Annotated in this window: 22 protein-coding genes; 7 read left to right on the top strand and 15 right to left on the bottom strand. The window is 41.1% G+C overall.

Going from position 1 to position 25,093, the window contains the following annotated elements:
* Nucleotides 1–8: 8 nt before the first annotated feature.
* Entirely contained in the window at nucleotides 9–185 is a 177-nt protein-coding gene (locus tag RS893_RS27450) for a hypothetical protein (RefSeq protein ID WP_315788746.1), read from the top strand.
* Between the two features lie 89 nt (nucleotides 186–274).
* Here RS893_RS27450 and murI read toward each other — a convergent pair whose 3' ends face one another.
* The 4 genes from murI to RS893_RS27470 form a co-directional block, all read right to left on the bottom strand.
* Nucleotides 275–1,135, bottom strand: coding sequence for a glutamate racemase (gene murI / locus RS893_RS27455; RefSeq protein WP_315788747.1), 861 nt, complete (start codon nucleotides 1,133–1,135; stop codon nucleotides 275–277).
* A 312-nt stretch (nucleotides 1,136–1,447) separates the two neighbouring features.
* Nucleotides 1,448–3,298 (bottom strand): N-acetylmuramoyl-L-alanine amidase, encoded by a 1,851-nt coding sequence (locus tag RS893_RS27460; protein ID WP_315788748.1) that lies wholly within the window; start codon nucleotides 3,296–3,298, stop codon nucleotides 1,448–1,450.
* Between the two features lie 701 nt (nucleotides 3,299–3,999).
* On the bottom strand, nucleotides 4,000–5,898 hold the full coding sequence (locus RS893_RS27465; RefSeq protein ID WP_315788749.1) for an N-acetylmuramoyl-L-alanine amidase: 1,899 nt from the start codon (nucleotides 5,896–5,898) through the stop codon (nucleotides 4,000–4,002).
* 1,266 nt (nucleotides 5,899–7,164) lie between these two features.
* Nucleotides 7,165–8,640 (bottom strand): cation:proton antiporter, encoded by a 1,476-nt coding sequence (locus tag RS893_RS27470; protein ID WP_315788750.1) that lies wholly within the window; start codon nucleotides 8,638–8,640, stop codon nucleotides 7,165–7,167.
* 206 nt (nucleotides 8,641–8,846) lie between these two features.
* Between RS893_RS27470 and RS893_RS27475 the strand changes: the two genes are divergently transcribed.
* Nucleotides 8,847–10,097 carry a styrene monooxygenase/indole monooxygenase family protein gene (locus RS893_RS27475; RefSeq protein ID WP_315788752.1) on the top strand — a complete coding sequence of 417 codons (1,251 nt, stop codon included), beginning with the start codon at nucleotides 8,847–8,849 and terminating at the stop codon, nucleotides 10,095–10,097.
* 59 nt (nucleotides 10,098–10,156) lie between these two features.
* Here RS893_RS27475 and RS893_RS27480 read toward each other — a convergent pair whose 3' ends face one another.
* Complete coding sequence (locus RS893_RS27480; protein WP_315788754.1) at nucleotides 10,157–10,603, bottom strand: VOC family protein; 447 nt, start codon at nucleotides 10,601–10,603, stop codon at nucleotides 10,157–10,159.
* Between the two features lie 123 nt (nucleotides 10,604–10,726).
* On the opposite strand from RS893_RS27480, the gene RS893_RS27485 reads away from it, so the two are divergent.
* The gene (locus tag RS893_RS27485) at nucleotides 10,727–12,088 is read left to right on the top strand and encodes a cytochrome P450 (RefSeq protein ID WP_315788755.1); all 1,362 of its coding nucleotides are present in this window, start codon (nucleotides 10,727–10,729) and stop codon (nucleotides 12,086–12,088) included.
* A 67-nt stretch (nucleotides 12,089–12,155) separates the two neighbouring features.
* Here RS893_RS27485 and RS893_RS27490 read toward each other — a convergent pair whose 3' ends face one another.
* Nucleotides 12,156–12,359, bottom strand: coding sequence for a hypothetical protein (locus RS893_RS27490; protein ID WP_315788756.1), 204 nt, complete (start codon nucleotides 12,357–12,359; stop codon nucleotides 12,156–12,158).
* A gap of 194 nt (nucleotides 12,360–12,553) precedes the next feature.
* Here RS893_RS27490 and rnhA point away from each other — a divergent pair, with 194 nt between their 5' ends.
* A complete protein-coding gene (gene rnhA, locus RS893_RS27495; protein ID WP_315788757.1) occupies nucleotides 12,554–13,468 on the top strand; it encodes a ribonuclease HI in 915 nt (304 codons plus the stop codon).
* Nucleotides 13,469–13,526: 58 nt separating this feature from the next.
* On the opposite strand, the gene cruG is transcribed toward rnhA, so the two are convergent.
* From cruG to cruF, 3 genes are all read right to left on the bottom strand, one after another.
* Entirely contained in the window at nucleotides 13,527–14,783 is a 1,257-nt protein-coding gene (gene cruG, locus RS893_RS27500; RefSeq protein WP_315788758.1) for a 2'-O-glycosyltransferase CruG, read from the bottom strand.
* Between the two features lie 128 nt (nucleotides 14,784–14,911).
* A complete protein-coding gene (locus RS893_RS27505) occupies nucleotides 14,912–15,151 on the bottom strand; it encodes a hypothetical protein (RefSeq protein WP_315788759.1) in 240 nt (79 codons plus the stop codon).
* A gap of 295 nt (nucleotides 15,152–15,446) precedes the next feature.
* A complete protein-coding gene (gene cruF, locus RS893_RS27510) occupies nucleotides 15,447–16,355 on the bottom strand; it encodes a gamma-carotene 1'-hydroxylase CruF (protein ID WP_315788760.1) in 909 nt (302 codons plus the stop codon).
* A gap of 554 nt (nucleotides 16,356–16,909) precedes the next feature.
* Between cruF and RS893_RS27515 the strand changes: the two genes are divergently transcribed.
* Nucleotides 16,910–17,356: a hypothetical protein gene (locus RS893_RS27515; RefSeq protein WP_315788761.1), complete on the top strand. Its 447-nt coding sequence runs from the start codon at nucleotides 16,910–16,912 to the stop codon at nucleotides 17,354–17,356.
* Between the two features lie 41 nt (nucleotides 17,357–17,397).
* Here RS893_RS27515 and rpmA read toward each other — a convergent pair whose 3' ends face one another.
* Together rpmA and rplU are read right to left on the bottom strand one after the other, a co-directional pair.
* The gene (gene rpmA / locus RS893_RS27520; protein WP_315788762.1) at nucleotides 17,398–17,676 is read right to left on the bottom strand and encodes a 50S ribosomal protein L27; all 279 of its coding nucleotides are present in this window, start codon (nucleotides 17,674–17,676) and stop codon (nucleotides 17,398–17,400) included.
* Nucleotides 17,677–17,776: 100 nt separating this feature from the next.
* Nucleotides 17,777–18,172: a 50S ribosomal protein L21 gene (gene rplU, locus RS893_RS27525; protein WP_315788763.1), complete on the bottom strand. Its 396-nt coding sequence runs from the start codon at nucleotides 18,170–18,172 to the stop codon at nucleotides 17,777–17,779.
* A gap of 991 nt (nucleotides 18,173–19,163) precedes the next feature.
* On the opposite strand from rplU, the gene RS893_RS27530 reads away from it, so the two are divergent.
* Both RS893_RS27530 and RS893_RS27535 read left to right on the top strand, forming a co-directional pair.
* Nucleotides 19,164–20,258: a nucleotidyltransferase domain-containing protein gene (locus RS893_RS27530; RefSeq protein WP_315788764.1), complete on the top strand. Its 1,095-nt coding sequence runs from the start codon at nucleotides 19,164–19,166 to the stop codon at nucleotides 20,256–20,258.
* Between the two features lie 265 nt (nucleotides 20,259–20,523).
* Nucleotides 20,524–20,742 (top strand): hypothetical protein, encoded by a 219-nt coding sequence (locus RS893_RS27535; RefSeq protein WP_315788765.1) that lies wholly within the window; start codon nucleotides 20,524–20,526, stop codon nucleotides 20,740–20,742.
* A 90-nt stretch (nucleotides 20,743–20,832) separates the two neighbouring features.
* On the opposite strand, the gene ribD is transcribed toward RS893_RS27535, so the two are convergent.
* The 4 genes from ribD to RS893_RS27555 form a co-directional block, all read right to left on the bottom strand.
* A complete protein-coding gene (ribD, locus tag RS893_RS27540; RefSeq protein WP_315788766.1) occupies nucleotides 20,833–21,966 on the bottom strand; it encodes a bifunctional diaminohydroxyphosphoribosylaminopyrimidine deaminase/5-amino-6-(5-phosphoribosylamino)uracil reductase RibD in 1,134 nt (377 codons plus the stop codon).
* Nucleotides 21,967–22,246: 280 nt separating this feature from the next.
* Complete coding sequence (mreD, locus tag RS893_RS27545; RefSeq protein ID WP_315788767.1) at nucleotides 22,247–22,867, bottom strand: rod shape-determining protein MreD; 621 nt, start codon at nucleotides 22,865–22,867, stop codon at nucleotides 22,247–22,249.
* Nucleotides 22,868–22,988: 121 nt separating this feature from the next.
* Nucleotides 22,989–23,780, bottom strand: coding sequence for a rod shape-determining protein MreC (gene mreC / locus RS893_RS27550; RefSeq protein ID WP_315788768.1), 792 nt, complete (start codon nucleotides 23,778–23,780; stop codon nucleotides 22,989–22,991).
* Between the two features lie 79 nt (nucleotides 23,781–23,859).
* Nucleotides 23,860–24,867: a rod shape-determining protein gene (locus tag RS893_RS27555; RefSeq protein WP_315788769.1), complete on the bottom strand. Its 1,008-nt coding sequence runs from the start codon at nucleotides 24,865–24,867 to the stop codon at nucleotides 23,860–23,862.
* Nucleotides 24,868–25,093 lie beyond the last annotated feature (226 nt).

Raw genomic sequence — 25,093 nt, forward strand, 5'->3', positions numbered from 1 at the left:
AGATGCCTATGATGATCTTTATATTAGCTTCTGGATATTTGCTCACCATCTACTTGCTATTGGCACTAGCAAAGCGAGCAGGAAATAAAACAACATCTAACAATGTTGCTTTAACTCAGAAAGGAAATTATACACAGGAGGTATCGGTAACACCAAATGTCACCGAAGCCAGTAGTGTACGTTAGTCAATGGTCAATTGTCAATTGTCATTGGTCTTTGGTCTTTGTAATGAGTACTAATTATTAAGCAATGCCCAATGACAAATGACCAATGACTAATTACTAGAAACTGCTGTATTAGATAAGCATACGACCTCAACCATAGGAGTAAAACCTAACCATTGCGCGGATGACTCAGCAAATTGTTGTGGACAACCACTAACAACAAAGCGGGTTGGCAAAGCTGGATGGGTATTTTTAAGACCTATTAGGTCTAACTCTTTCGCACAAGCAGCTACTACATGCACAGCCGGATCAATCAATTTCACAGAAGTTGAAAGAAGCGATCGCAATACTGGCGCTAGGTGGGGATAATGAGTACAGCCATAAACGAGAGTATCTATTTGCTGTTGTACTAAAGGCTCCAAATAGGAACGTGCCACTTCAACTGTGTAGGGGTCATGAATGCGATTTTGCTCAATCAGTGGCACAAATTCCGGGCAGCTAACCTGCCAAACCTGGACATCGGGATTTATTTCGATAATAGCACGCTTGTAAGCATTGCTCTTAGCGGTTGCGGGAGTAGCAATTACACCTATGCGCTTTCCCTGCTGCACTGCTGCCCTTGCCCCTGGTAGAATCAGCCCCAGAATTGGCATGGAAAATTCTTCCCGTACTATCTCTAGCGCTAGGGCAGAACTGGTGTTGCAAGCCATAATCACCATTTTCACCTGTTGCTGTTGCATCCAGGTGAGTATTTCTCGGACAAACTGGAGAATTTCTGCTTGGGAACGAATGCCATAGGGAAGTCTAGCTGTATCGCCAAAATAAATAATTGATTCATTTGGGAGTTGGCGATAGAGTTGTCGCAGTACCGTCAGTCCACCCACACCACTATCAAAAATACCAATTGGCGCCCGTTGGGGTTCTTGGGAGAAATCGTATAGGTTGCCTTCAAATTGAGAAGATGAAATCACAGGCAGAATTTAATGTCAGTATTGCGATATTTAAGATACAGGATTTAGTAATGATTTGTTGATAGTTGATTGTTGGTAGTTGGTGGTCAATTGTCATTGGTCATTAGTCATTAGTCATAGGTAAGAGGGAACTCTTGACAGGAATAGGGAATAGGCAATTTCTCCCTTGTCTGGTTTGTCTTCCCACACTCCCCACACTCTCCCTTGTCCTCCTTGTCTTCCTGCTCGCCAAATGTATCAGATTTATAGTGAAACGATGTTACGATACCCAAACAAGAAACACCAAACAACAAACAACAAATAACTATACTTCTATCTTGATTTTAAGTATCTAAGTATACCATCAGCTATTGCTTCTGCCATACGCTTTTGATATTCGGGGTTTCCTAGTCTAGGGTTGTCCTCCCGACCAGTCATATAACCTGTTTCCACTAGAATAGAGGGCATGGAGCTTTTTCTGAGGACATAAAATCTGGCTTTACGTGTTCCTCGGTCATTGAGGGTAGAGATATTTTGCAGAATGGTTTTGCGGACGACTTCAGCGAGATTGTAGCCACTATCGTAATAGTAAACTTCCAGCCCATTGACATCAGGACGCTTATCAACGGAATTAGCATGAACGCTGACAAACAGAGTAGCATTAGCACGCTCTGCAATGTCTACTCTTCCCTGTAACTCTACGAAAAAGTCAGCATCCCGTGTTAGTACTGCTTGAATGCCATTTTGCTCCAAGATCGCTGCGATTCTTTTACCAATAGGCAGAACAACATCTTTTTCTAACAACCCGCCTATACCTGGCGCACCTGAGTCTTTTCCACCATGTCCAGGATCAATAACTACTACTACTCTTCCCCTTGGCGCTGGACGTGGTGGTTGTGTCTTTGGTAGACCATCGGGATTATTGGCATTTGGTACTGGTAATGGTTGTGGGTCTGCTTGTGGTAGAGGAGGTAACACAACAGAAGCACGATTACGTTGTAGGTCTACAGAGACAAATTGATCACCAATTTGGTTAACAGGCCCAATTTGCACTCCAGAAGCGGGTTGGACGTAAACAACAACAGTATTAGAGTCTTGTTGTTGCAAGCGTACCCGGAGGATGGGGCTGTTTGCATCCATAACCGGACCCTTGACAGGTGTAGACAACTTAGCATTGGGAATAGTGATGCGGAACAAACCAGAGGATCTATCCCAACCACCATTTGCGGTTAAATTGCGATCGCCTTTGATGATTAATTGTTTGCCAGTAGCACTCAGTTCCACAGCTTGAATTGTGGCTACATCATTGGTAACAATGGGCGAAGAGCTGGGATTATTAGCTAAACTATCTCCTGGTAATCTAGTTACACCACTATTAGGTAAAACCACTAAACCACCAATCGCACTGGTACTTGCCCGCCAATCAGGACTGTTCTTATTTACTCGCATTGTCATCCGGACTGTGGGTGGTGTAGTTGCTAGTTGAGTAAATTGGATACTGCCAACACCGTAGCGATTCACATTTACATTCTGCTGTACTAAATTAGGTGATAAAGTGGCGCCAGCAATATCTATATCAACAGTACTTTTATCTTGACTACGATTTACCTGTACTTGGGGACGGCTACCACTAGTGCGAACAAAAAATCCATCTCCAGTGACTCTCAAACTTTCTATTTGTGTTGTACCAGTATTGGCACTAACCAATGTTCCTTTATTTGCAGGAGGAGTGCTAGGGTTGTCTGGAGTCACCACACTATAAATATTTCTAGGAGTAGTAGCAACTTCCTGTCGTTTGGGCTGTGGTAATTGCACTTGCCAGCGATTAGCTGTCACTCCTTCAAATTTTACTTGTTGGGGGTCAAGGGTATAACCAGGATTCAGTTCCACTACTACCCTGGTGGTTTGGGGGTCAAACTGACCGATACGGATAGCACGAATCGCACCACCAACCGACTGGACAAGCTGTGGACGCCCAAATTTAATCCCAGGTAAATCAATTACTAAGCGTGTGGGATTAAAAACAAGTTGGGCTGTGGGTTGGACAGCACCATCAGTATTAAGTTCTAATCGATTTTGATTGGCATCAAAACGCCAAGATTGTAAATTCGCTGCGTTAGCAGGCGACGATAACAGGCAGATACTTAAAAAAGTAGTAGGTATCAACCAGTGGTGTAGTTTCACAGTGCTTTCTCCTGATTGGCTTTTTAGGGGAGATGTAATTTATCAAGTAAGTTTTGGCTAAGCCTCAAATCCTCACACCGTTATCGCCCAAGTCTTAGCTTATACATTTGATCTATCGGTTTGTACTTGATAGACAAAGATACTTTATAAAGTTACAGCTAATGGCGTCATAATCTAGTAAAATCCTTTAAGTTTTCGCTGCTGGCAACACAGTAAAAACTGTTTATTAATAGCAGCAAATTACAAAAAAAGACAGAGGGCAGAGGAGGCGCGGCTTGCAAAGCTGCGGTTCGCGTTCAAGGAGCGCCGTGACAGAAGGCAGAAGGAATTCAAAGGTATAAAGGAGAACTTATGTTTTGCGTTTAAAGCTCACTTGTATGGAGAACAAACATGACGCCAAGCGCTAGGTATAAAATTTCCTTAGTTCAATCCCATGCTTTTAAGCATGGGTTACCTAATCACGTCTGTCTTCTTTACTTCTGCCTTCATGAAACCAATATACAGATAATCCAAATTAACTACTGTTGTTAATTTTGGTCAACAATGTGATTGACAGCAAAAAAAGTTTGTATTGTATATTTTCTGGTAGTTTATACATTCAGCCTGAGAGTAAAACTGGAAAATACCATAGTTTAATTGCTGAAAAAATCTTGCCGCTTCAGCATAAATACGGTAATCATTTAAAGTATATTCTGAGCTAATTATCTGCGCTGAAGATACTGGAGAATACCACGCGCGATCGCTTCTGCCATTTGATTACGGTAAGATGCACTTCTTAACTTAGCCATATCCTGCCGACCAGTCATATAACCTGTTTCTACTAAAATTGAGGGCATAGAACTTTTCCGAAGAACATAAAATCTAGCCTTTCGCACTCCTCTGTCTCTGACGTTCACACTTTGCAAAATGCTCCTATGTACAATACGTGCCAGACTTAAACCAGTATCGTAATAATACGTCTCCAAACCACTGACATCCGGACGACCTGCACCTGCTGAATTAGCATGAATGCTGACAAATACATCCGCATTCACACGTTCAGCCATTTGTACTCTACCTGGAAGAGTTACAAAGTAATCAGAAGTCCGCGTTAATACAACTTGTACGCCATTTTTTTGCAAAACCTCTGCTATTTTTTTGCTGATAGGTAGAATAATATCCTTTTCTCTAGCTCCACCAATACCAAGAGCCCCTGAGTCTTTACCACCATGTCCTGGATCTATAAGAACTACCACTTTTCCCTTGACGGGACGTAACGGTGGGGGTTGATTTGGATTGGGAATTTCTGACAAAGGTTGCGGGTTCGGTCTTGGTAAAGGAGGTAAAACAACGGGCGGTGTCACTCGATTTGATAATCGATTTGATGAGCGTCGTAACTCTAGGGCTAAAAGCCGACCGCCTGGTTTGTTAAGTTCGCCAATTTGTAACCCTGCTGCGGGTTGGACAAAAACAACGACAGTACGAGGGTCTTGCTGTTGTAGGCGTACCCGTAAAATTGGGCTAGTAGCATTTAATTCTGGCCCTTTAACATCAGAAGCTAGGCGTGCATTGGGAATAGTGATGCGGAACAATGTAGAGGATCTATCCCAACCAGCATCACCAGATAAAGATTGATCACTTTTAATGAGTAATTGAGTGCCATTATCAGCCAATTCTATAGATTCAATTGTGGCTAGTGAATCATTATTATTGTCAGAGTTACGGGAATCAGAGTTACGAGATAGCGATGATTGTTGGTTCTCGCCAAAAGAAATACTAGAACTACTGCCCCTGGGCAACTTACTAAGTACGGCATTGGGTAAAATTACCAAACCATCCCCACCACTAACTGTTGCTCGCCAATCGGGACTATTTTTGTTCACCCGCATTGTCAACCGGACTGTGGGTGGTGTGGTTTCGAGTTGAGAGAGTTGGATATTGTTAACACCATAGCGATTAATTGGTAGGTTCCGTTGTTCCAGATTTGGTGAAACAGTAGCGTTAGAGATATCCATGTAAATGTTTTTGCGATCGCTACTGCGTCTTACCTTCACCTGTGGTTTCCCGCCACTGGTGCGCACAAAAAAGCCATCTCCTGTGACGCGTAAACTTTCAATTTGAGTTGCACCAACTGCAGTTTGAACTATCGTCTCTCTATTATTGGATGAGGTACGAGATTCTGTTTTGACCACACTGTAAAGATTTCTGTTGAGTGAGTTAGTTTCCTCACGTTTTGGTTTGGGTAATTGCACCCGCCACCGATTGGCACTTATTCCCTCAAATTTTACCTTTTGGGGGTCAAGGGTATAACCAGGAGTCATTTCCACTACTACCCTGGTGGTTTGGGGGTCAAACTGACCGATACGGATAGCACGAATCGCACCACCAACCGACTGGACAAGCTGTGGACGCCCAAATTTAATCCCAGGTAAATCAATTACTAAGCGTGTGGGATTAAAAACAAGTTGGGCTGTGGGTTGGACAGCACCATCAGTATTAAGTTCTAATCGATTTTGATTGCTATCAAAACGCCAGGATTCTAGATTCGCTGCATCAGCAGGCGACGATAAAAGAGAGGAGATACTTAATACAGTACTAGGTATCAACCAGTGTAGTTTCACAGTGCTTTCTCCTGAGTCGCATTTTATGAGAGCGGTTAATCTGTAGAAGTGTTAGTCAATCCAACAGATGGTTACTGCCAATTTTTGGCTTGGGTGAGTAATCTAAATAGCGAGCAGCTACTAGCTATACGATTAAATAAGTTAGTAGAAAAGGGAAATTCCTTTTTGTATACGGTTTCAATCATTGGGGTTTTATGTATAATTTTGTTCACTTCCTTATTTCATTTGTATAGTTGTTGTCACTACTAACATATATAGCTGCATAAGGTGATTTTGAACTTAGATAAACTGGCAAATAATGGCGTAAAATTTTAGCATGTTATTTACTCTTACTGTGCCTTTATGATAGGAATATTTCATCTGCAAAGCATCAGATTAAATCAACAAAATAAATGGATAAAATTAACAATAGCAGTCAATCACAACGATATACACTTGCGTTGCACAAAGATTTTTTGAATTTTTGGTTGTTTGTAACTGATGCACCTTCCCTATAAGGAAGCCGACCTAACAGAGGTAATTGATAAGGACTGTATAAAAGTCAAAAGTCTTCTTTTGTGAGCATTCCTTCTCTTGTCATTTGGTAGGTTGATTTTTCCTATCAGTACTGGCTACAAAAAATCAGCCTTTCTTAATGGATGATTCAAGACTAGTAGGTGATGCTTTTGTCTTTTATACAACACTAAATACCTCAAATGACTTAATGATAAATGATAATCTCACAATTTAAGATGCAATTTAAATGCATGGCTATTTAGTAATTAAGAAAAGCTCCTCAAAAGCATAACTAGAAGTGACGGGTAGTGCAGCATAGAAGTTTCCTATCTTCATGAAATCTTCTAAATAATGACCTCAGTAATCGTCATGAACTACGTATACCAAAATAGACCTATCTGGAGTTAAGGGGAAGGAAAAGACGAATTTACAATGTTTGTTGATGAGTAAAAGTTCATAAAGCAACTTGCAAAGGTAACTTTTCTAAGTCGCCATCATGAACTGCGTACACCCCCATACCCATTTTCCACTCAGTTGGACAAAATAAAATTCCTCGGTGGAGAAAGGCAATAGGCAATAGAGAAAGAAACAATATGCGTAATTAATTCTGCGTAGATACTTACCTCGTAGGTAAAGGCTAAAGGGTAAAGAAAACACAATTCCTTTAACCTTTCACCTTTATCCTTTCTCCTTTCTCCCTAATTTTATAGAGGAGTCTGAGTTCCCCAACTTCTGCAATAAGTCTAGTGCAGGAAAAAGGGAATTGAGCATTTACTTAGCTTCTTGAGAATTTGGATTAGCTTCTAGACTTTCACTATTAGAGGAATTTATTGCTAACGAAGTTCCTGAAGCACCATCTAGAAGTAGTTCATTGGAGTTTGGTGAAACCAAGGTTGGTTCGGGAAAAACGAACCGCAACAAAGGAGGGGCTAAAAAGGTTGTGATAATCACCATCATGATAATTGCTGCCTCCAGTGGTTTCGAGAGAATATTAATACTCGAACCAATACCAAGAAACACCAAACCGACTTCGCCCCGAGGAATCATTCCCACACCAATTGCCAAGCGGTTGATTTGAGATTGACCAAACACACTAAAACCTGTGACAACTTTACCAAGAATGGCAACTAAGATCAGGAAAGTAGCCATAATTAAACCTTCTCGGTTGGTAGGAACTGCTGGGTTTAACACACTCAAGTCAGTTTTTGCCCCTACAGTAACAAAGAAAATCGGCACTAGCATGTCAGCAATAGGAACGATTTGCTTTTGGAGTTCTTTACGTTTATCTGTCTCTTCCAAAACCAAACCGGCTGCAAAAGCCCCCAAAATTGCTTCTAGCTGGATGACGGCGGCAATATACGCCATCACAAAAGCAAAAATAAATGCTGGTATGACCAGTTCGCCGCGTGTTTTGAGCTTATCAACGATCGCTACAAAAGTTTTGTTGAAAATGTTACCAAGAGCGATCGCACCCAAAAGAAAACCACTAGCACTGATAATTAAATAAACGACTTTGCCGACATCAACAGCACCGTCTTTGGCGAGACTGGCCACCACAGCCAGAACAATAATCCCCAGTACGTCATCTATGACAGCCGCACCCAGAATAATCTGCCCCTCTTTAGAATTGAGACGCCCTAACTCTGACAAAACTTTGGAAGTAATACCAATACTAGTGGCAGTTAGTGCTGCCCCAGCAAAAATTGCCGGAACTGCGGGGATACCAAACAAAATCATCAAACCCGCCGTCCCAGCAGAAAAGGGTACAGCCACCCCTACTATTGCCACAATAGTAGCTTGAATACCCACTGCCATTAACTCTTTGAGGTTTGACTCCAGACCAATTTCAAACAGTAGGATAATTACACCCAGTTCTGCTAAAACAGAAATTACCTCTGATTGAGTAACAAACACACTCTCTGCGGCATCAGGATTCAAGCCAGCAGTGGTTTTTAGAAAGGAGATAATTAAAGAACTAGAACTATCTGCCCCTGTTTCTGGAAATACCAACAAATGCAGAACAGATATACCTACTACTACACCACCTACAAGTTCGCCTAATACCGGTGGTAAACCGAAGCGATTGGATAATTCTCCACCAAGTTTACTAGCAAAGTAGACTACTACCAAACTCAGCAGCACTGCTGCCACTACTAGGGAACTATCAGCTGTTTCACCTGTAGTTGCGAGTAAGGGTAACGATGAGTTGATTGCACTTAGAAACTGCATTGATTCTGTGGAAATCATTCTTTACTAATGTATATGTTGTTAGTTGTTATTTGCTCGTTATTTGGAGAATCAACTATCAAGTATCAACCTTCAACCAAAAACTTTTAGGTTTAAACGTACGATCGCAACTTTTATCCGAAATCTCCAGTTATGTCTTGGTAGTTGATTTTTAGCGTTTAACAAACCAAACAAACAACTATCAACTAACAACTCACATAATAAATATGCGACGAATAGGAATTATCGGGGCAGGACAAGCAGGACTTCACTTGGGTATTGGTCTGGTTGATGCGGGTTATCCAGTGACATTGTATAGCGATCGCACTCCAGAAGCGATTCTCAATGGTAAACCAATGGCATTGCCATTGTTGTTCCCCAATGCACTACAACTAGAACGTGATTTAGGAATCAATTTTTGGGATGATGAATTTCCTGGTTGCGATCGGTTTCACAACGAGGTATATGATCCAGAGGGAAATCTAGCTTTAACTTTATCTTCTGATTTAGAACAACCTTGGCAAGCTGTGGATCAGCGCCTCAAGTTCTTTACTTGGATGCAAGAGTTTGTCAAAAGAGGTGGTGAACTTTTGATTAAAGCAATGACATCACAAGACCTAGAAGAATGTGTGCAAAACTATGACTTGGTTGTGGTAGCTGTCGGTAGGGGTTCCTTTTCGACTTTGTTTGAGCGAGACGTCCAAAAATCCAAGCATGATCAGCCAAAGCGCCATATAGCAGGAGGTCTTTTTACAGGACTCAAGGGAGAAGCGATAGATTACCGTACCTTCAGAGTCACTAATCTGCCTGGTATTGGTGAGATGATGCAAGTTCCGTTCTACGCTAAAGATAAAATCCCAGCCTATGCTGTTGCTTTTGAAGCCCATCCTGGCGGAGTCATGGATCAATTTTCCCAGGTACAGAGTGGTCAGGAATTGTTAGAGGTGAGCAAAAAGGTAATCCAGCAACTCAAACCAGGCGACTACGAAACTGTCAAAGATATGCAACTGGTAGACGATCAAGCATGGGTAAAGGGTGCGATTACACCAATAGTCCGTCAGCCAGTTGGTCATTTGCCTTCAGGTGCAATAGTCATGGGAATTGGCGATGCAGTGATTTTACATGATCCGATCGCCGCACAGGGAGCAAATACCGCTACAAAGATGGCTCATTTAGTCAAGCAACGCATTATTGAACATGGTAATCAACGCTTTGATGAGTCATGGATGCAAAGCGTATTTAATGAATTTTGGAATTACGCTCAATACACCCAAACTTTAACTGATTGCTTCTTGAATCCCCCAGAGCATATGCGAGATATCATGGTCGCAATGGCTCAAAACCTAGAAGTTCTTAAAGATCACTTCAACGGTATGAACCATCCACCTAGTATTGCTGCTTGGTTTGATGCTGAAAGCAGCAAGAAATATTTAGCAGAAAAAAACACCAAGCAGTTATCAGTGGTCAGTTATCAGTGATCAGTTATCAAATAAAATTTTTCACTGTTCCGTATTCCCTGTTAAGAGTTCCCTGCTTCCTAACCAGCCAATTCTGCTGCTGCTTGTCGCATCATTTCTTCTCGTGATACATCTCCAATTTGGCTAGCGATCGACCAATAGTGACCAAAAGGATCGACTAATCTACCATAGCGATCGCCCCAAAACATATCATCTAAAGGCATTGTTTCTGTTGCACCTGCACTGATAGCACGATTAAACCAAGTGTCTGCATTGTCAACTTGTAGGTGAATCGTTACAGGAGAACCATTGAGAGTTGCAGGTGACTCTAAACCATATTCAGGAAATTCATCATTTAAAAAAATCACTGAGTTTCCAATCTCTAACTCCGCAAACATAATTCCATCACCTGTCAAAGAAGGCATACTATATTTCTCCACCGCACCAAAGGCGGCTTTGTAAAATTCAATTGCTGCTTTGGCATCACGGACAGTTAGGTGTGGAGTGATCATGGAAGACTCTACCATTGGTTTATTTTCCTCACGGTTGTACACTTAATTTTTTGAAGTCCCATACCATAAAAAATTTTGCCACCATAGCATCATAAGTATTCAAATTGAAGAAAGTTTTAATTTACAAAGCAAATTGCTATGGTTCCTGTATCTAAACCGAAAGCATCTCCTAGCTACCCACCTGGGCCTAAAGGTGACTTTTTCTTTGGTATTCTTCCCGAATATAGCCGTGATCCACTCGGCTTCATCAGTAAATCTGCTCAAGAATATGGTGATGTTGTTTACTGGAAAGTAGGTTGGTTTTCCCTTTATCAGCTAAATCATCCTGACCATATTCAAGAAGTGCTAGTTACCAAGAGTAACTTATTTCACAAAAATAGAAGTCTACAACTTTTTCGGCGAATTTTTGGGAATGGATTAGTTACCAGTGAAGGAGAGTTTTGGCAGCGTCAGCGGCGATTAATGCAACCAGCTTTTTATAGAGAGCGAATTTTTGCCTATGGTGAGGTGATCGTTGACTACGCCCAACAGTTACTTGCTACATGGCAAGATAGCGAAACTCGGGATGTTCACGAAGAGATGATGGCGCTGACGCTGGAAATTGTAGCGAAGACACTGTTTGAAGCTGATGTGGAACAGCAGGTAAAAACGATAGGTACAGCGCTACAGGAAAGTATCGAGTATTTTGAGACGCGTAACAATAACCTGTTTTTATTTTTACTGCCCGAATGGTTTCCCACCAGAAAAAATTTGCGTTTTTTAAGGGCGGTAAAACAGTTAGATGAAATAGTTTACAATCTCATTCGCCAGCGACGCATAAGTGGTGAAGACAAGGGTGACTTGCTATCGATGCTACTGCAAGTTCAAGATGAAGATGGCATTGGTATGAGTGACCAACAAGTACGAGATGAAGTGATGACGTTGTTCATCGCAGGTCATGAAACCACTGCTTTAACAATGTCATGGACATTTTACTTGCTTTCGCAGTATCCCGAAGTTGAAGCCAAGTTAGTGCAGGAGTTGCAGAGTGTTTTAGGTGGGCGAATGCCTACCCTTGCTGACTTGCCCCAGTTACGTTATACAGAATGGGTAGTGATGGAGTCGATGCGGTTATACCCACCTGTTTGGGCATTAGGACGCACAGTTATGCAAGACTGTGAAATCGCTGGGTATCGGTTGCGTGCTGGTGACAGCGTAATTGTCAGCCAGTGGGTAATGCACCACGACCCCCGCTATTTTGACGATCCAGAAGTCTTGAAGCCAGAACGCTGGCAAGGGGATTTGGTGAAAAAACTACCAACATTTGCGTATTTTCCCTTTGGTGGTGGGCCAAGAATTTGCATTGGTAAATCCTTTGCAATGATGGAAGCAGTGCTACTGTTGGCAAGTATTGCTCAAAAATTCCGTTTAACACTAGTACCAGACCAAGATATTGTACCTTGGCCTGCTTTTACACTGCGTCCAAAATATGGGATAAAAATGTTACTAGCTCAACGGTAGTGAGATTAGCTATTTTGCACTCAGGTAGAAATATCAAAGTAGGAGAACCTGACATAATATTGAAATACTAACCTCGTCTGCTAACACCGCTCAAAATACCTGCACCAATTGAAAACAGAATAATTGCCCAAATAACGTAGGTCGAAATGGACTTGATTATACCCATTCCCAATAACAAATAAATTAAGGCAGTTAATGATAAAGCAAGACCAACAGAAACACCAATAATATACAAAAATTTTCTGGTTTCTGGGTTAGGGGACTGGCTCACAAATATCACTCCTCTACAATGGCTAATTATAATTCCAGTATCATGCCACTCATTTTGGCATTTTGCCATCTAGTCACTTTTGACAATTACTAGAGCAATTTTTGCCAAAGTTTTGATAAACTTGGAAGAATTTACCTGCGGGAAGGCACTCTCAGGGTGTCTAAATATCCTTGTGCAGTTCGATGATTCTCAATATGTCTTGTCAACATACAATTGCGAGTATATATACTGATGGTGCTTGCATCGGTAATCCTGGCCCTGGTGGTTGGGGTGTTGTCGTCTACTTTGATGATGGTTCGGTGCATGAAATGGGCGATGCTGCTGCTAAAACCACTAATAACAAAATGGAAATGCAAGCGGCGATCGCAGCTTTATCTTTCCTCAAAGCATCAGGACAAACTCAAGCGATCACTCTCTATAGTGATAGTGAGTACCTGATTAACTGTGTAAATAAATGGATCAAAACCTGGAAAAGAAAAGGCTGGAAAAAGGCAGATGGTAGTCCTGTTCTGAACCGAGACTTGCTAGAACAACTTGAGCAACTCAATAGCCGTCAGGTAAAATGGCAACACGTCCGTGGTCATGCTGGTAACGAAGGCAACGAACGCTGTGATGCGATCGCTCGTGCTTTTGCTAGTGGCAAAACTCCGTTGTTGCAAAAAATTTCTGATATCAGTTTATTTGATGATTTTTTACAGACATCAACTGATGTTGTGGTAGCAAGTGTATCTGATTGTGATCCCGAATCGATGATAATTAACAAAAACACACCAGAGATCAGTACCCTTGCATCAGAAATAACTATGACGGATACATCGAATCATTTAACGACCCTCTCCCATGAAGAATTACCTCGCGAAATGAGGGTAGTACAACTCCGCAACTTAGTTGAAACTCTACGGATTGCTGACGAAATCGCCGAAAAAGGTTACTTAATTACTAGTTCGGAATTAGCAGATTTAATGGATGTCCACGCTAGTGCTGTTACTAGTCGCGGTGATCAATGGCGCTGGCGTAACTGGATTGTTTCACGAGTCCGACGAGAAGGCAATCAAATTCTTTGGGAGTTGGAACGTGGTGATCATCTTAATGATGAAAATGATAGTTGATAGTGTTGTTTGTTGTTTGTTGCTAGAACCAGCAACTACCAACCCTCAACCACAACAATTAGTTATAATTCCTACCTCGCCACTGTCGTGGAGTGCGAAATGCTGATAAAAAGATTCGCATGACGGCTAAGGGATCAGCCAATGGGGAAAGCCAAAACAACCAACCGCCTCTGGTCTGAGTGCGATCATAACAGGGTGCGATCGCCAAAAGCATACCAAAGCGAACTATCAACAAAAATAGGTTCAGTCCCAGTAATAGGAGATGAGGAGATGGGGTGATAGGGTGATGGGGAACTCGGGGCCCCCACTCCCCCAAGGGAGTGGGGATTAAGGGCAATGGGAGGATGGAGAGATGGGGGGAAAACAATAAGTAACTGAGGATGATCAAAACAGGTAAAGCCTGAGTTGAACTTAGTACCCATAAATCAGTCCATAGCTGAGGACGGGAAGAAGCATCTTTTAAGTCAAGACTCCGACCCCATTCTTTCCAAGTCTCTATTGCTCCTTCATACATCCGCACTTTCAAGACTTTTGACCCATCTAAAAAGCCTACCTTAAAGCCGCAAGCGGCTATGTGTCGAGCTAAAGTAACATCATCGCAAAAAGAACTTTTGGCACTAGTATAACCATTAACAGCAGCTAAAACAGAACGACGGCATAAAAAGCATTGTCCATTAGCCATAACTCGTTCTGGTTGTTGCGTATTTATACCAGCAGGGTCGAATCTATAAAGTAATGTCATTAACAATGCTGGCTGTAGCCAGCACTCTCCTGGATACTTAAGAATGAATTGCGGCGAGAGAGAAACTAAATCATATCCTCCATTTACTGCCGTTTTTACCAAACCTGCAACTAAACCTGGTGATGGTTGAGTATCAGCATCCATACCCAAAAACCACTTGCTTGCTTCGCTAGAGTGTAAAAAGCCGTTGTGTAACGCCCAAGGACGTCCCACCCAAGTGGGGGGTAAAGGATCATCGGTAATTAAACGAAAGCGAGGGTCTTGTTTTTGTACAGCTTTCACTAAATCAGGAGTGTGATCCTGGGAATTACTATCTACAACAATCACTTCCCGGACTTCATAACTTTGACGACTCAAGCCTGCCAATAGGGGACTAATGCGCAGGGCTTCATTCAGGGTAGGAACCACTACACTCACACTACCTAAAAGGTCTGGTGTAGGGTTTTGTGGCGTAACAGGGGGTTGACGTAGAGGGCCTTTCAACAGACGTGACAACAGAATTGCTACTGCTGGTACTTGTATAAGTAGTAGAAAAAACGAAAAAGAACTTAGTATAGTCAACGAGTCTATCACTGTAAAAATACTGAGTTAATATAACGTGAGTTCGATTAATATTATCAGACTAAACAATTGAATAACTACTCTTGGTACTCTACCCTTAAGGACAGCAGAAACTAAAACATTTGTGTCAATAATAACTTTCATTCTCCGCGTCGGTAAGCTTCAATCTCTGCTGCTATTTCTGCTTCGGTAATATCTTGTACTCCTGGAAGTAACTGTGTTTTCTCAAATAAATCTCTCGGTTTTTTACTAATTTCCGCTCTTGGGTTATCCTCAGCTAAGATAATTATTTCTACTCGCTGTCCTGCCTGAAAAGGTAAATCAGATAATATCACTTGCTTTGGGTCTGTAATGGTGATGTATTTTTTGTAAACGTCCATAATTCCTCCATTAACTTTGCCTTTCTCTACTTGAGGAATCTCCAAAAAATAAAAGCAAGAGCCTTCCTTAAATATATTTTGGCCAAACCTAAGGATGAACGGCACAAAGACCATCAGAAGAAAGCGACTTAAAAGGCATTTTTCGCCCGAGGATTGACCTGAGGTGAAATCAGCCCCCGCCACCATTTGCCACCACGCAACACCTGAGATACTTGCTACTAAGGCTCGTACCCTCAAAACCAGCAGACTTTATTCTCCCGCCATGCCATGACTTCTTCGGCTGGCGGTGAGTAGTTTACTTAAGAGCAACTTTTACTGGAGCTATTTGTACTTTATTGCTAGCAGGTTCTACAGCAGCATCTATAGAAGTACTTTGAGTCTTCCACCATAAGACTACAGCTGGAACTGCACCTAAGAACAAACCTAGTAAGACGGGGATGGAAAAACCAGCCGCCAAACTCATGACTGTTGCAAAGCCAAAGTTACTTAAATAAACAATTAAAGGTAAATTAAGTTGCGATCGCTCTAATTTGATCGGTGTATTCCGCCACAATAATGCAGCTACCGTCATAAACACTGAGCCAGTACCAATCCAGCCAGCAAAGTTTTGATAAGGCATCCCAAAAAAAGCTCCTGGTTGCTGCCAATACCAAAAAGGTAGAGATGTTTGGCTCATTGCTGGATCAAGTACAAAGTCCCAAGAAGTCAGCAATAAAGCACCTAAAGCGATCGCGCCTAGATGACGCCACAAACTAGGTTTTTTCTCAACTTCTAAACCAGCACGTGCTAGTAGGTAAGCTACACAGCCTACATAAAACCAAGACAAAGGAATAGTAAAAGGTACTAAGCCCGCTATTTTATAACCCAAGCCACTTAAGTAGCTGTAATGACCGAAAGGAAAGCCAGTACTGGTTCCTAGTAATTCACTGCTTAAAGAAATCAAAACCGATGGCAGCAGAAACGAGAGCCACAAACCTAATCCTAATGTTCTACAAACATATAAGGAAACTGCTGCTGCTCCCAAAATCATATAAACTACGCCGCCTCCAGCCAAACTCCATTGCATGGCGGTTTGTCCAATTTCAGCTAAATTCAAAATTATTTCAGCGTGAGGAACGACCAGTAATATTCCTACCAGTCCAAACACCATTGATACAATATGACCAATCAGGCACACGCGCTCAGCGATAACAAGTTGTCTCATAATATTTCCTGAATCAAGATGTGACACGTGGCTACATAACTGCTAATAGTTTACAAATGTTTAAGAATATATATAACTTAATTTTGCTGAAAATCTTCTGTTAAATCGCTAAATTGTTTTTTAGCAGAGCATTATCGCCTATTGATTACAGACAAAACAAGTCAGAAAATTTAGTTATTGTTGCAGCTATTTAGCTTAAAAACAGCTTAAAAACGGGATTATTAAATAGCAAGCCTGTAAAAATAAAGTTCTTGAAATCAAGGGGTTGTTAACCCACGTAGATGGGTTTTGTATGTGTAGTCGCAACTTCTAGTGCAGGAGTGCAAGATTCCCGCACAGGCAATTCAATTGCCCACAAAGAGGGAATGAATATTTAACTCCTCCTACACCCCCACACCCAAACCACCCCTACACCCATTTTCAAGCTAGATATCAAGGATGAAGTGTGAAGTATGAAGTATGAAATTTTTTTATCCTTCAGCATAGCTGCCCTCTGCTCTCTGCCCTCTGCCTTACTAAAAGCATAAATCCCTGTGGCAATAACAACTCATCTTATGGCATTTTTGAAAAGACTTCCTTGGCTTTCTTTGATACTGCTGTTGCTTACGTACACTACCTTCGGCTGGGTACTATCAAGATCCAGAACTCAGCCTATACTATGGCTATTAGTTGCGATCGCTATTGTACTTTTTGTTGCTATCTTGACTATTCCTCTGTCAAAAATGGCTGACTATTCTGTAAGCTTATTTCGATCAAATCTAAAGTCATTTGGTATCGCTGTTTTGGGGGCTTTTTTGTTCTTTCTAATCATCGCCCGGTTTCGTCTATTTCTTGATACCTTAGTAATTATTGCTGCGACTATGTTGTTAAAAATAGACTTTCAAGCAGCAGGATTTAGCCAAGGACTAGCCTTTTGGCTCACAACAGCCCTTTCCTTTGCAGGTTTAGCCTTAGGTGTGTTAGCAGAAAAGTTGATGTTCCACTATAGTTTAATTCCTTAAAATTGGGGCGGGTAGCAACACCCGCCCCAACATTACTGATATTAAGATGCAGCAACAGCTTCACTAGCAGCAGGATAAACGCTGACTTTTTTACGGGTTTTACCCTTGCGTTCAAATGTTACGACACCATCAACTAGGGCAAATAGAGTGTCATCGCTACCAATGCCGACGTTATTGCCGGGGTGAAATTTAGTTCCACGCTGACGCACTAGAATATTACCTGCGCGAACAACTTGGCCACCATAGCGTTTTACACCCAGTCGTTGAGCATTTGAGTCACGACCGTTACGTGTACTACCTGTTCCTTTCTTATGAGCCATGATTTTCTCCAGTAGATATTGGTTAGTGGTTAGTGGTTAGTAGATAGTGGTTAGTGGTTAACAACTAACAACTAACTACTAACTATTAACTAATAACAAATTATTCCGCAGATTCTTGTGCAACCTCAGTTGTTGCCTCACTACTTACAGAAGTTTCTGCTTCTGAAGCAAGCACAGAACCATTGAGGCTAATAGAATTGATCATCAACCTAGTGATTTCTTGGCGATGTCCGCGTTTTTTGCGGGTTTTCTTTTTCGGTTTCATTTTATAAACTAGGACTTTACGACCCCGAAAGTGTCGCATTACTGTCCCTTCTACCTTTGCTCCTGCCACTAATGGCTGCCCAATTGTCACTTCACCATTGTGTTGCACTAGCAAGACTGATTCTATGCTAACTTTGTCATCTGCTTGGGCAGCAAGCAGTTCAATGTCATAAAAGCGGCCCGGTTCAACTCGTAATTGTTTACCGCCAGTTTCAATAATTGCGTAAGTCATGTAATTGTCCTTATGAGGTTGCCGTACAGGTAGCTGACTATGGTTTGAGAATAAACGCGATCGCTTGCGTTGTTGGAACTATATTTTGCCAGCTTTTGTAATGCGTCTACCTGATCCGAGCAGGAATTAGACAGACAATCTATCATTGTACTTGACAAAGTATATATTAGTCAAGCAAATTACCATATTTTAGGTAGATCACAAAGGGTTGTGTTTGAGAGCATTTGATAAAGCCTTTTTTAAACCCTACAGCACATATTCATACAGTAATTAATTGTTAACAGTTGATATTTGCAGGCAAGTTATTCTTATTGGTGAACAAAAAACGATAAGTAACAATTACAATCATCATTTGTAATTGTATTGATTAGTGTTTTGAGTGAAAGCTGTGAATTGCATCTATGCTTTCCCAAGAGGGAGCAAAAGATGGAATTGATAAAGAGCAAGCTTTCCATCCAGACTTTACTGCTACATTTAATAGATTACACGTACCCCCACGCTGCCCTACGGGCGTATAATGCCGACAGTAGCGACAAGCAGAAACACAAGATTTTAAAGTTGTCATAATCAATTGTTTGTGATTAAATAAGCATTCTCACCAGGGAGAAAAATTTCCCCATCAAGTATGGCAATTATTTCCCCAAAAACACATAAAATTTGTATTTTTTACTATAAAAAGTTTGCATTACTAAACATAAGTTTATGTATTAATTATTATAAGTTTTTTTGCTTACGTATACTTGGTGAAGTTGGTGTAAAAATACGAGAATTTACGGTTATCAATGATTAAGTATCAATACTTATAATTAGTAATTACCGATAATATTTATTAACTAACTAAACAAAATTATTAATTAGAAATTTTCGGTGTGGTAATAGGAAATAGGAAACAGTCAAATTCTACACCTGTTTTCCGTTTTCTGCTTCATTCTCTCATAGATAAATTAGATCTCTGGCAAAATTTATTGATGTTGAACACTAGGAAAGATATATGAAAAGAATTGAAGTTGAAAAAAGAACTATTTTAATTGGTTTAGCAGGTAGTCATGGATATGGTTTAAATCGTCCAGAATCAGACTATGATTATCGAGGAGTTTTTATTGCTCCCAAAAGATATTACTTAGGGTTTGACCAGATTGAACAAAAAGACAGTGGTTGGGATGAAGTAGGCATATTTTCATTTTTAGATGGAAATAAAGATACAGTCATTTATGAAATAAGAAAAATCATCCAGTTATTAGCGGGAGCAAATCCCAATGTTTTAGAATTACTATGGTTAAATGATTATCCAGTATTGACATCGGTAGGACAATACTTAATAAATCATAGAAAAATATTTTTAACTAAGAAGGTTAAGCATACTTATTCTGGATATGCTTTTGCCCAAATAAAAAAAATGGAAACTCATCGGAAATGGCTATTAAATCCACCAACTAAGAAACCAGTACCATCTGATTTTGGTATAGAAGATGAAGCACCACTGAACAAAGAAGAGTTAAATGCTTTTTTGGAGTATCTTTATAATTTAATTAAAGGCAAGATTGAATATTTAGAAGAAGCAGAAACATTATATAGATTATTAACAGCAGATATTGATTTTAAAGCCATATTAAAACAATATACATTGCCTAATGAAACTTTAGGATATACTCAAAAGTTAACTCATAGCCGCAAAGATTTTATTCGCCTACTTCAGAAAAGCCAAAGCTATCAAATTGCTTTAAGAGAGTGGAAAGCATATTTATCATGGCAAGAGAATAGAAATCCTGTGCGAGCAGAAATGGAAAGAAAGTCAGGTTTTGATCTCAAGCACGGAATGCATTGTATTAGATTATTACGTAGTGGACTAGAAATATTACGAACAGGAGAATTGATAGTAGACAGAAGAATTGCTGGGGATGTGAATGAATTAAAAGCAATTCTGAGAGGAGATTATTCTTATGAACAAGTAATGAAAATGGCTACTAATTTGATGACTGAGATCCAAAAAGTTGATGAAGAATCAATATTACCTGACAAACCTGATTTAGAGCAGGTTAACGAATTATGTATAAAATTAGTAGAAATGCAGGGGTGGGATGTTTAAGGGGGAAGGTTAAAGGGATTGAAAAATCTTTTACCCTAAAACATGCATTACTAACTTTAACAATTGCAAAAAAATTCAAATATAGATGACATTAATTTCTATTAAACAAGCACTGTAATATCCTTATTCTTAATCTTCATCAAGTTATGAATCGAATTATTAAGTTTGTAATAACACTTGTGTCAGCTTGTAGGGTAATGCCGGAAGTTTCTATCTAAATTGTGTATCCTGAAGACAACTGAGATTACGATAAAATGGAGGTCTAATGACTCCCAAAATCATGCGTCAGCTTTGGTCTGTAATTGAGACCACCCAAACAAAGACGCTATTACAATTAGATGATGCTAGCTTAGTACAGTGGTTGGTTAAGCAAACCAAAATGCAAGCTTTGCTAGATTGCCAAGAAACAGATTTTCTCTGTGACTACATTCAATCTCGCTTACCCCTCATCCGCGACCTTGCTAATGAACGTCAGTATTCATAAGGATAAGTCATTGGTCATCAGTCATTGGTCATGGTTAACAACTACTAACTATTAGCTCTTGACAAATGACAAACGACTGACGACAAAGGACTAAAAATTAATGACTTTTTGAGGTAAATATCCTTCTATTAAACAATCTGCTCCCACTACACGCACCTCTACACGTTCCAAAGACAATGCTTCAGTCATAGTGGTTAAACCCAAGTCACCGACGGGTGTAGGAGCATTGCTTCCACCAATTATTTTTGGAGCAATGAATGCTAAGATTTTCTGTACTGCTCCTTGAGCGATCGCATTAGCTGCTAGAGTTCCACCACATTCCCATAGCACGCTACAAAAACCGCGATCATATAAGTAAGCCATTACTTTTTCTGGTATCAGTGGTGATAATTCTATTACTTCTACTCCCTGCTTGAGCAGCATTTCCAGAGAAAGAGGATCTGCTCCTACATCTGTCAGCACCAAAGTAGGAGCCTCTTCAGTTTTCCATAGATTAGCTTGTGCTGGTAAATTCAGACTGCGACTCATGACTATCCGTAGGGGATTATGCGCTCCCTGTTGACGGCTTGTTAAATGTGGATTGTCCAGTCTGACCGTATTTCCACCAACAATTACAGCATCGCAGGCAGCACGTAATTGATGCACTACGCTACGAGCCTCCTGGTTAGTCACCCAAGCGCTATGACCAGTAGTCGTAGCTATTTTGCCATCTAAGGTCATAGCGTATTTTAATATGCCCAAAGGTCTTTTGTAGAGAATGCGATGGATAAAGCCTTCATTCAACTTCCGACAAGCTTCCTCTTCCACTCCAACTATTACTTCTATGCCCGCCGCCCGTAATTTAGCAATACCACCACCACCAACCAGGGGGTTAGGGTCAACCATACCGACTACTACCTTAGCCACTCCAGCAGCAATTAATGCTTCCGAACAAGGAGGAGTGCGTCCGTAGTGATTGCAAGGTTCCAGACTAACATAGATAGTTGCCCCACGAGCATTTGTACCTGCTGCTTTGAGTGCAAAAACTTCTGCGTGCGGTTCACCTGCACGGGGATGAAAGCCTTCTCCAATAATTTCACCATCTTTAACAATTACTGCCCCTACCATTGGATTTGGGGAAGTGCATCCCAAAGCGCGCCGGGCCAGTTCCAAACAGCGCTGCATCATTGCCCGATCAAACTCAGTTCCTACTTTTTGTTGGGGATGTGAATCTGATTTAATCACTGAATTTACTATAAGTACATTTTTTTAACTGCGATCAACTAGGGACTGGAAATCAATTAAAAACAGAAAATGATATATTTTCAATTTTTCTAGCCCTGTTCCAACTCTAGCTTTAATCCATCTTGCCAGAGGTTGCCAAAATTCCAGAAAAAATTAAGGGTGAGGATAACTTGGGATTGTAGTCTCAAATTATCTCCACCCTTCACTGTTTGCCTGATTGAAATCCAGGTGATCCACACTCCGCACACAGAAATTAAAAAACTGACTTTTAAACTTGTTTTTATGATTGTTGTTCTGCTAATTTCAGTTGCTGCCACCAACGATTTAGAGGAAAATAAACCACTGGCGCCCAAAGGCTACTAACTATAGCAGAGGCTAAGGCTACCTTTTGGTAATAACCCCAGATATCTGCTACATTGCGATCGCCCATAAAAATTAGTTGTAAAGCAAAGATTGTTTCTACCAAAACCGCCATACCAAAAACAATTAAGGCGATTGAAATAAAATCTTCTTGAATAAAACGCTGTTTTTGCAGCAAAGCTGTGAGACAGCCTACCACTGCTAAACTGAGGGCGTGAGTCGGATCTGGTGATGTCATTCCATCTTGAAGTAATCCCAAAACTACACCTGCTAATGCACCTTGGAAAGGTGTACGCTTTACACTCCAAGCTACTACCCAAATTAATAACCAATTAGGGCCTATCCCTAATAGTTCCATACCAGGAAGACGGGTAAGCAGCATCAGCAAGCAGAGGATTACAGAACCAAAAATCACAGCCCAATTTACCAGTAGTCGCAGGCGGGGATGCCAACGTGAAATGGGGTTAATTTTTATGATGGATTTTCGCGATCGCGATTTTGGCTTATTTTGCCTGCCACCCCGAAATGCAGGAATTTTCATTTTCTTATTAAATACTCATATTTAAAGTACACAAAAATATAGATATTAATTTTTATCTTTCATCCTACTCTACGAGAAGCCGAGTAAAGCGCGTCTACATCCTTCACCCTTATATTTGTGCTTATTGACCTGGTGATTGAGGATTCTCCTGTTGTTGATTTTCTGGCTTGGGATATACTGTCACCCAATCCAAAGAGCGAATTGAGGGAAACAGTTCTACTTTCGCTACAGAGGCTGGCAGTTTCTTTAAATCTAGAGACTTAATTCTTCCTATAGGCCAACCAGAGGGAAACTTTTGGCTATAGGTCGATGTGACAACTACATCTCCAGGCTTGACATTGGGAACTTTTTCATAAAACTCCAGTACTGCTTCTGCGGAAGCATCACCCCGTACAACTCCTTTGGCTCCGGTACGGCTGATATTTACACCTACCTTACTTTTTAGGTCACTAATTAACAACACACGGCTAGTATTAGGAGTCACACTTTCTACTAAACCGACTAGTCCGCCTTCAGCCTTGACTACAAACCCTTCGTGAATTCCTGCCAGACTACCCCGGTTGAGAATCACTTGTTGCCACCAGTTGTCGGCACTGCGCCCTACAACCCGTGCTGGGATTGGACGTAATGAAATGGACTCTTTTTCAACGTAACCCAACAACTGTTGCAGCTTTTTATTTTGGTTTTCTAATTCTGTTATTTGAGCTTCTAATTCTAATACACGAGCATCTTTCAACCGTTCCTCTGGATTTGTCCCTGGCTGTAAAATCTGGAACTGACTGGTAACGTCCTGATAAATTTCCAGTAACAGCGCTCCTTGAGTTTGTCTCAGTATCCAGGCTCCACCAACTATTAGAGACAGTATTCCAATGTGTAATCCTTTATGCTCCCACCAGCGACGTGCTGTAAACATATATACCTTTATTTAGTAGTGTAAATACTAACAAACTTGGATTATTTACAAACCCAATATCAGGAATTGCTTGTTCTTACTACATATTTCGGGAACGTCCACTGAAGACTCGTTCTAGCTGTTTGAAATTTTCCAACACTTGACCTGTTCCCAATACAACACAGCAGAGAGGATCGGCAGCGACGTGGGTGACAATTCCAGTTTCATGGCTAATTAGGATATCTAGTCCCTTCAGCAAAGCGCCGCCACCTGCTAGCATAATGCCCCTGTCAATGATGTCTGCTGCAAGTTCTGGAGGTGTGCGTTCCAGAGTCCGCTTCACAGCCTCAATAATGATTGATAGCGGTTCTGCCATACTTTCACGAATTTCTGGTCCTTTGATGGTTACAGTGCGCGGTAAACCAGACAGGAGGTGCAAACCCCGGACTTCCATGATGGCATCATCATCATCGTGAGTCGGATAGGCAGAACCAATACGAATCTTAATATCCTCAGCAGTACGTTCCCCGATCACCAGGTTATGAACTTTTTTCAAATACTGCACAATCGATTCTGTCAGTTCATCTCCAGCAATACGCACTGATTCGCTCAGTACTGTACCCTGAAGACTCAGTACTGCTACTTCTGTAGTACCACCACCAATATCAATGATCATGTTGCCAGTCGGTTCAGCTACGGGTAATCCCGCCCCAATTGCTGCTGCTACAGGCTCATCAATTAGGTAAACTTCTCTGGCTCCCGCTTGTGTTGCTGCATCCATCACAGCTCGTCTTTCTACCCCTGTTACACCACTGGGTATACCAATGACAATCCGGGGTAGTACTAGTGATTTACCTTCATTGACGCGCTGTATAAAGCTTTTTAACATGATTTCGGCTGTATCGAAATCAGCAATTACACCATCGCGCAAGGGGCGCAGGGCAATCACATTTCCCGGTGTTCGACCGAGCATTTTTTTGGCGTCTTCTCCTACTGCTAGTGCTACCTTTTCGTTTTGGTCGATAGCAACTACTGATGGTTCTTGAAGAACAATACCTTTACCGGATACATACACTAGGGTATTGGCGGTACCAAGGTCGATACCCATATCTCGCGATAAGGAAAATTTACTGAAAAGGCCCACGGGTTTTGTCGCCCCCTATTTCGATACTTTTGACTACTACCGTAAGAGAGAATCGTGCAGGATTTTATTACTTTTTTTGACCTGAGTCTAGTAAAGCAGGCTATATTTTGTATAAGTTTTAGGAATCTTTTGCCTTTTTGTTGCTGCTACTGTTTTATATTCTCTGACTGTAAGGACATATCCGTACACT

The sequence above is a fragment of the Fischerella sp. JS2 genome (assembly GCF_032393985.1).
Lineage (GTDB): Bacteria > Cyanobacteriota > Cyanobacteriia > Cyanobacteriales > Nostocaceae > Fischerella.

Excerpts from the sequence above, each read along its gene's own strand:
- RS893_RS27505 (WP_315788759.1), bottom strand. The coding sequence starts at position 15,151 with ATGGACGTTTACAAAAAATACATCACCATTACAGACCCAAAGCAAGTG.
- RS893_RS27530 (WP_315788764.1), top strand. The coding sequence starts at position 19,164 with ATGAAAAGAATTGAAGTTGAAAAAAGAACTATTTTAATTGGTTTAGCA.
- RS893_RS27485 (WP_315788755.1), top strand. The coding sequence starts at position 10,727 with ATGGTTCCTGTATCTAAACCGAAAGCATCTCCTAGCTACCCACCTGGG.
- rnhA (WP_315788757.1), top strand. The coding sequence starts at position 12,554 with ATGTCTTGTCAACATACAATTGCGAGTATATATACTGATGGTGCTTGC.
- RS893_RS27535 (WP_315788765.1), top strand. The coding sequence starts at position 20,524 with ATGACTCCCAAAATCATGCGTCAGCTTTGGTCTGTAATTGAGACCACC.
- RS893_RS27555 (WP_315788769.1), bottom strand. The coding sequence starts at position 24,867 with ATGGGTATCGACCTTGGTACCGCCAATACCCTAGTGTATGTATCCGGT.
- RS893_RS27480 (WP_315788754.1), bottom strand. The coding sequence starts at position 10,603 with ATGGTAGAGTCTTCCATGATCACTCCACACCTAACTGTCCGTGATGCC.
- mreC (WP_315788768.1), bottom strand. The coding sequence starts at position 23,780 with ATGTTTACAGCACGTCGCTGGTGGGAGCATAAAGGATTACACATTGGA.
- cruF (WP_315788760.1), bottom strand. The coding sequence starts at position 16,355 with ATGAGACAACTTGTTATCGCTGAGCGCGTGTGCCTGATTGGTCATATT.
- mreD (WP_315788767.1), bottom strand. The coding sequence starts at position 22,867 with ATGAAAATTCCTGCATTTCGGGGTGGCAGGCAAAATAAGCCAAAATCG.
- RS893_RS27470 (WP_315788750.1), bottom strand. The coding sequence starts at position 8,640 with ATGATTTCCACAGAATCAATGCAGTTTCTAAGTGCAATCAACTCATCG.
- RS893_RS27450 (WP_315788746.1), top strand. The coding sequence starts at position 9 with ATGATGATCTTTATATTAGCTTCTGGATATTTGCTCACCATCTACTTG.
- RS893_RS27475 (WP_315788752.1), top strand. The coding sequence starts at position 8,847 with ATGCGACGAATAGGAATTATCGGGGCAGGACAAGCAGGACTTCACTTG.
- rplU (WP_315788763.1), bottom strand. The coding sequence starts at position 18,172 with ATGACTTACGCAATTATTGAAACTGGCGGTAAACAATTACGAGTTGAA.
- rpmA (WP_315788762.1), bottom strand. The coding sequence starts at position 17,676 with ATGGCTCATAAGAAAGGAACAGGTAGTACACGTAACGGTCGTGACTCA.
- RS893_RS27515 (WP_315788761.1), top strand. The coding sequence starts at position 16,910 with ATGGCATTTTTGAAAAGACTTCCTTGGCTTTCTTTGATACTGCTGTTG.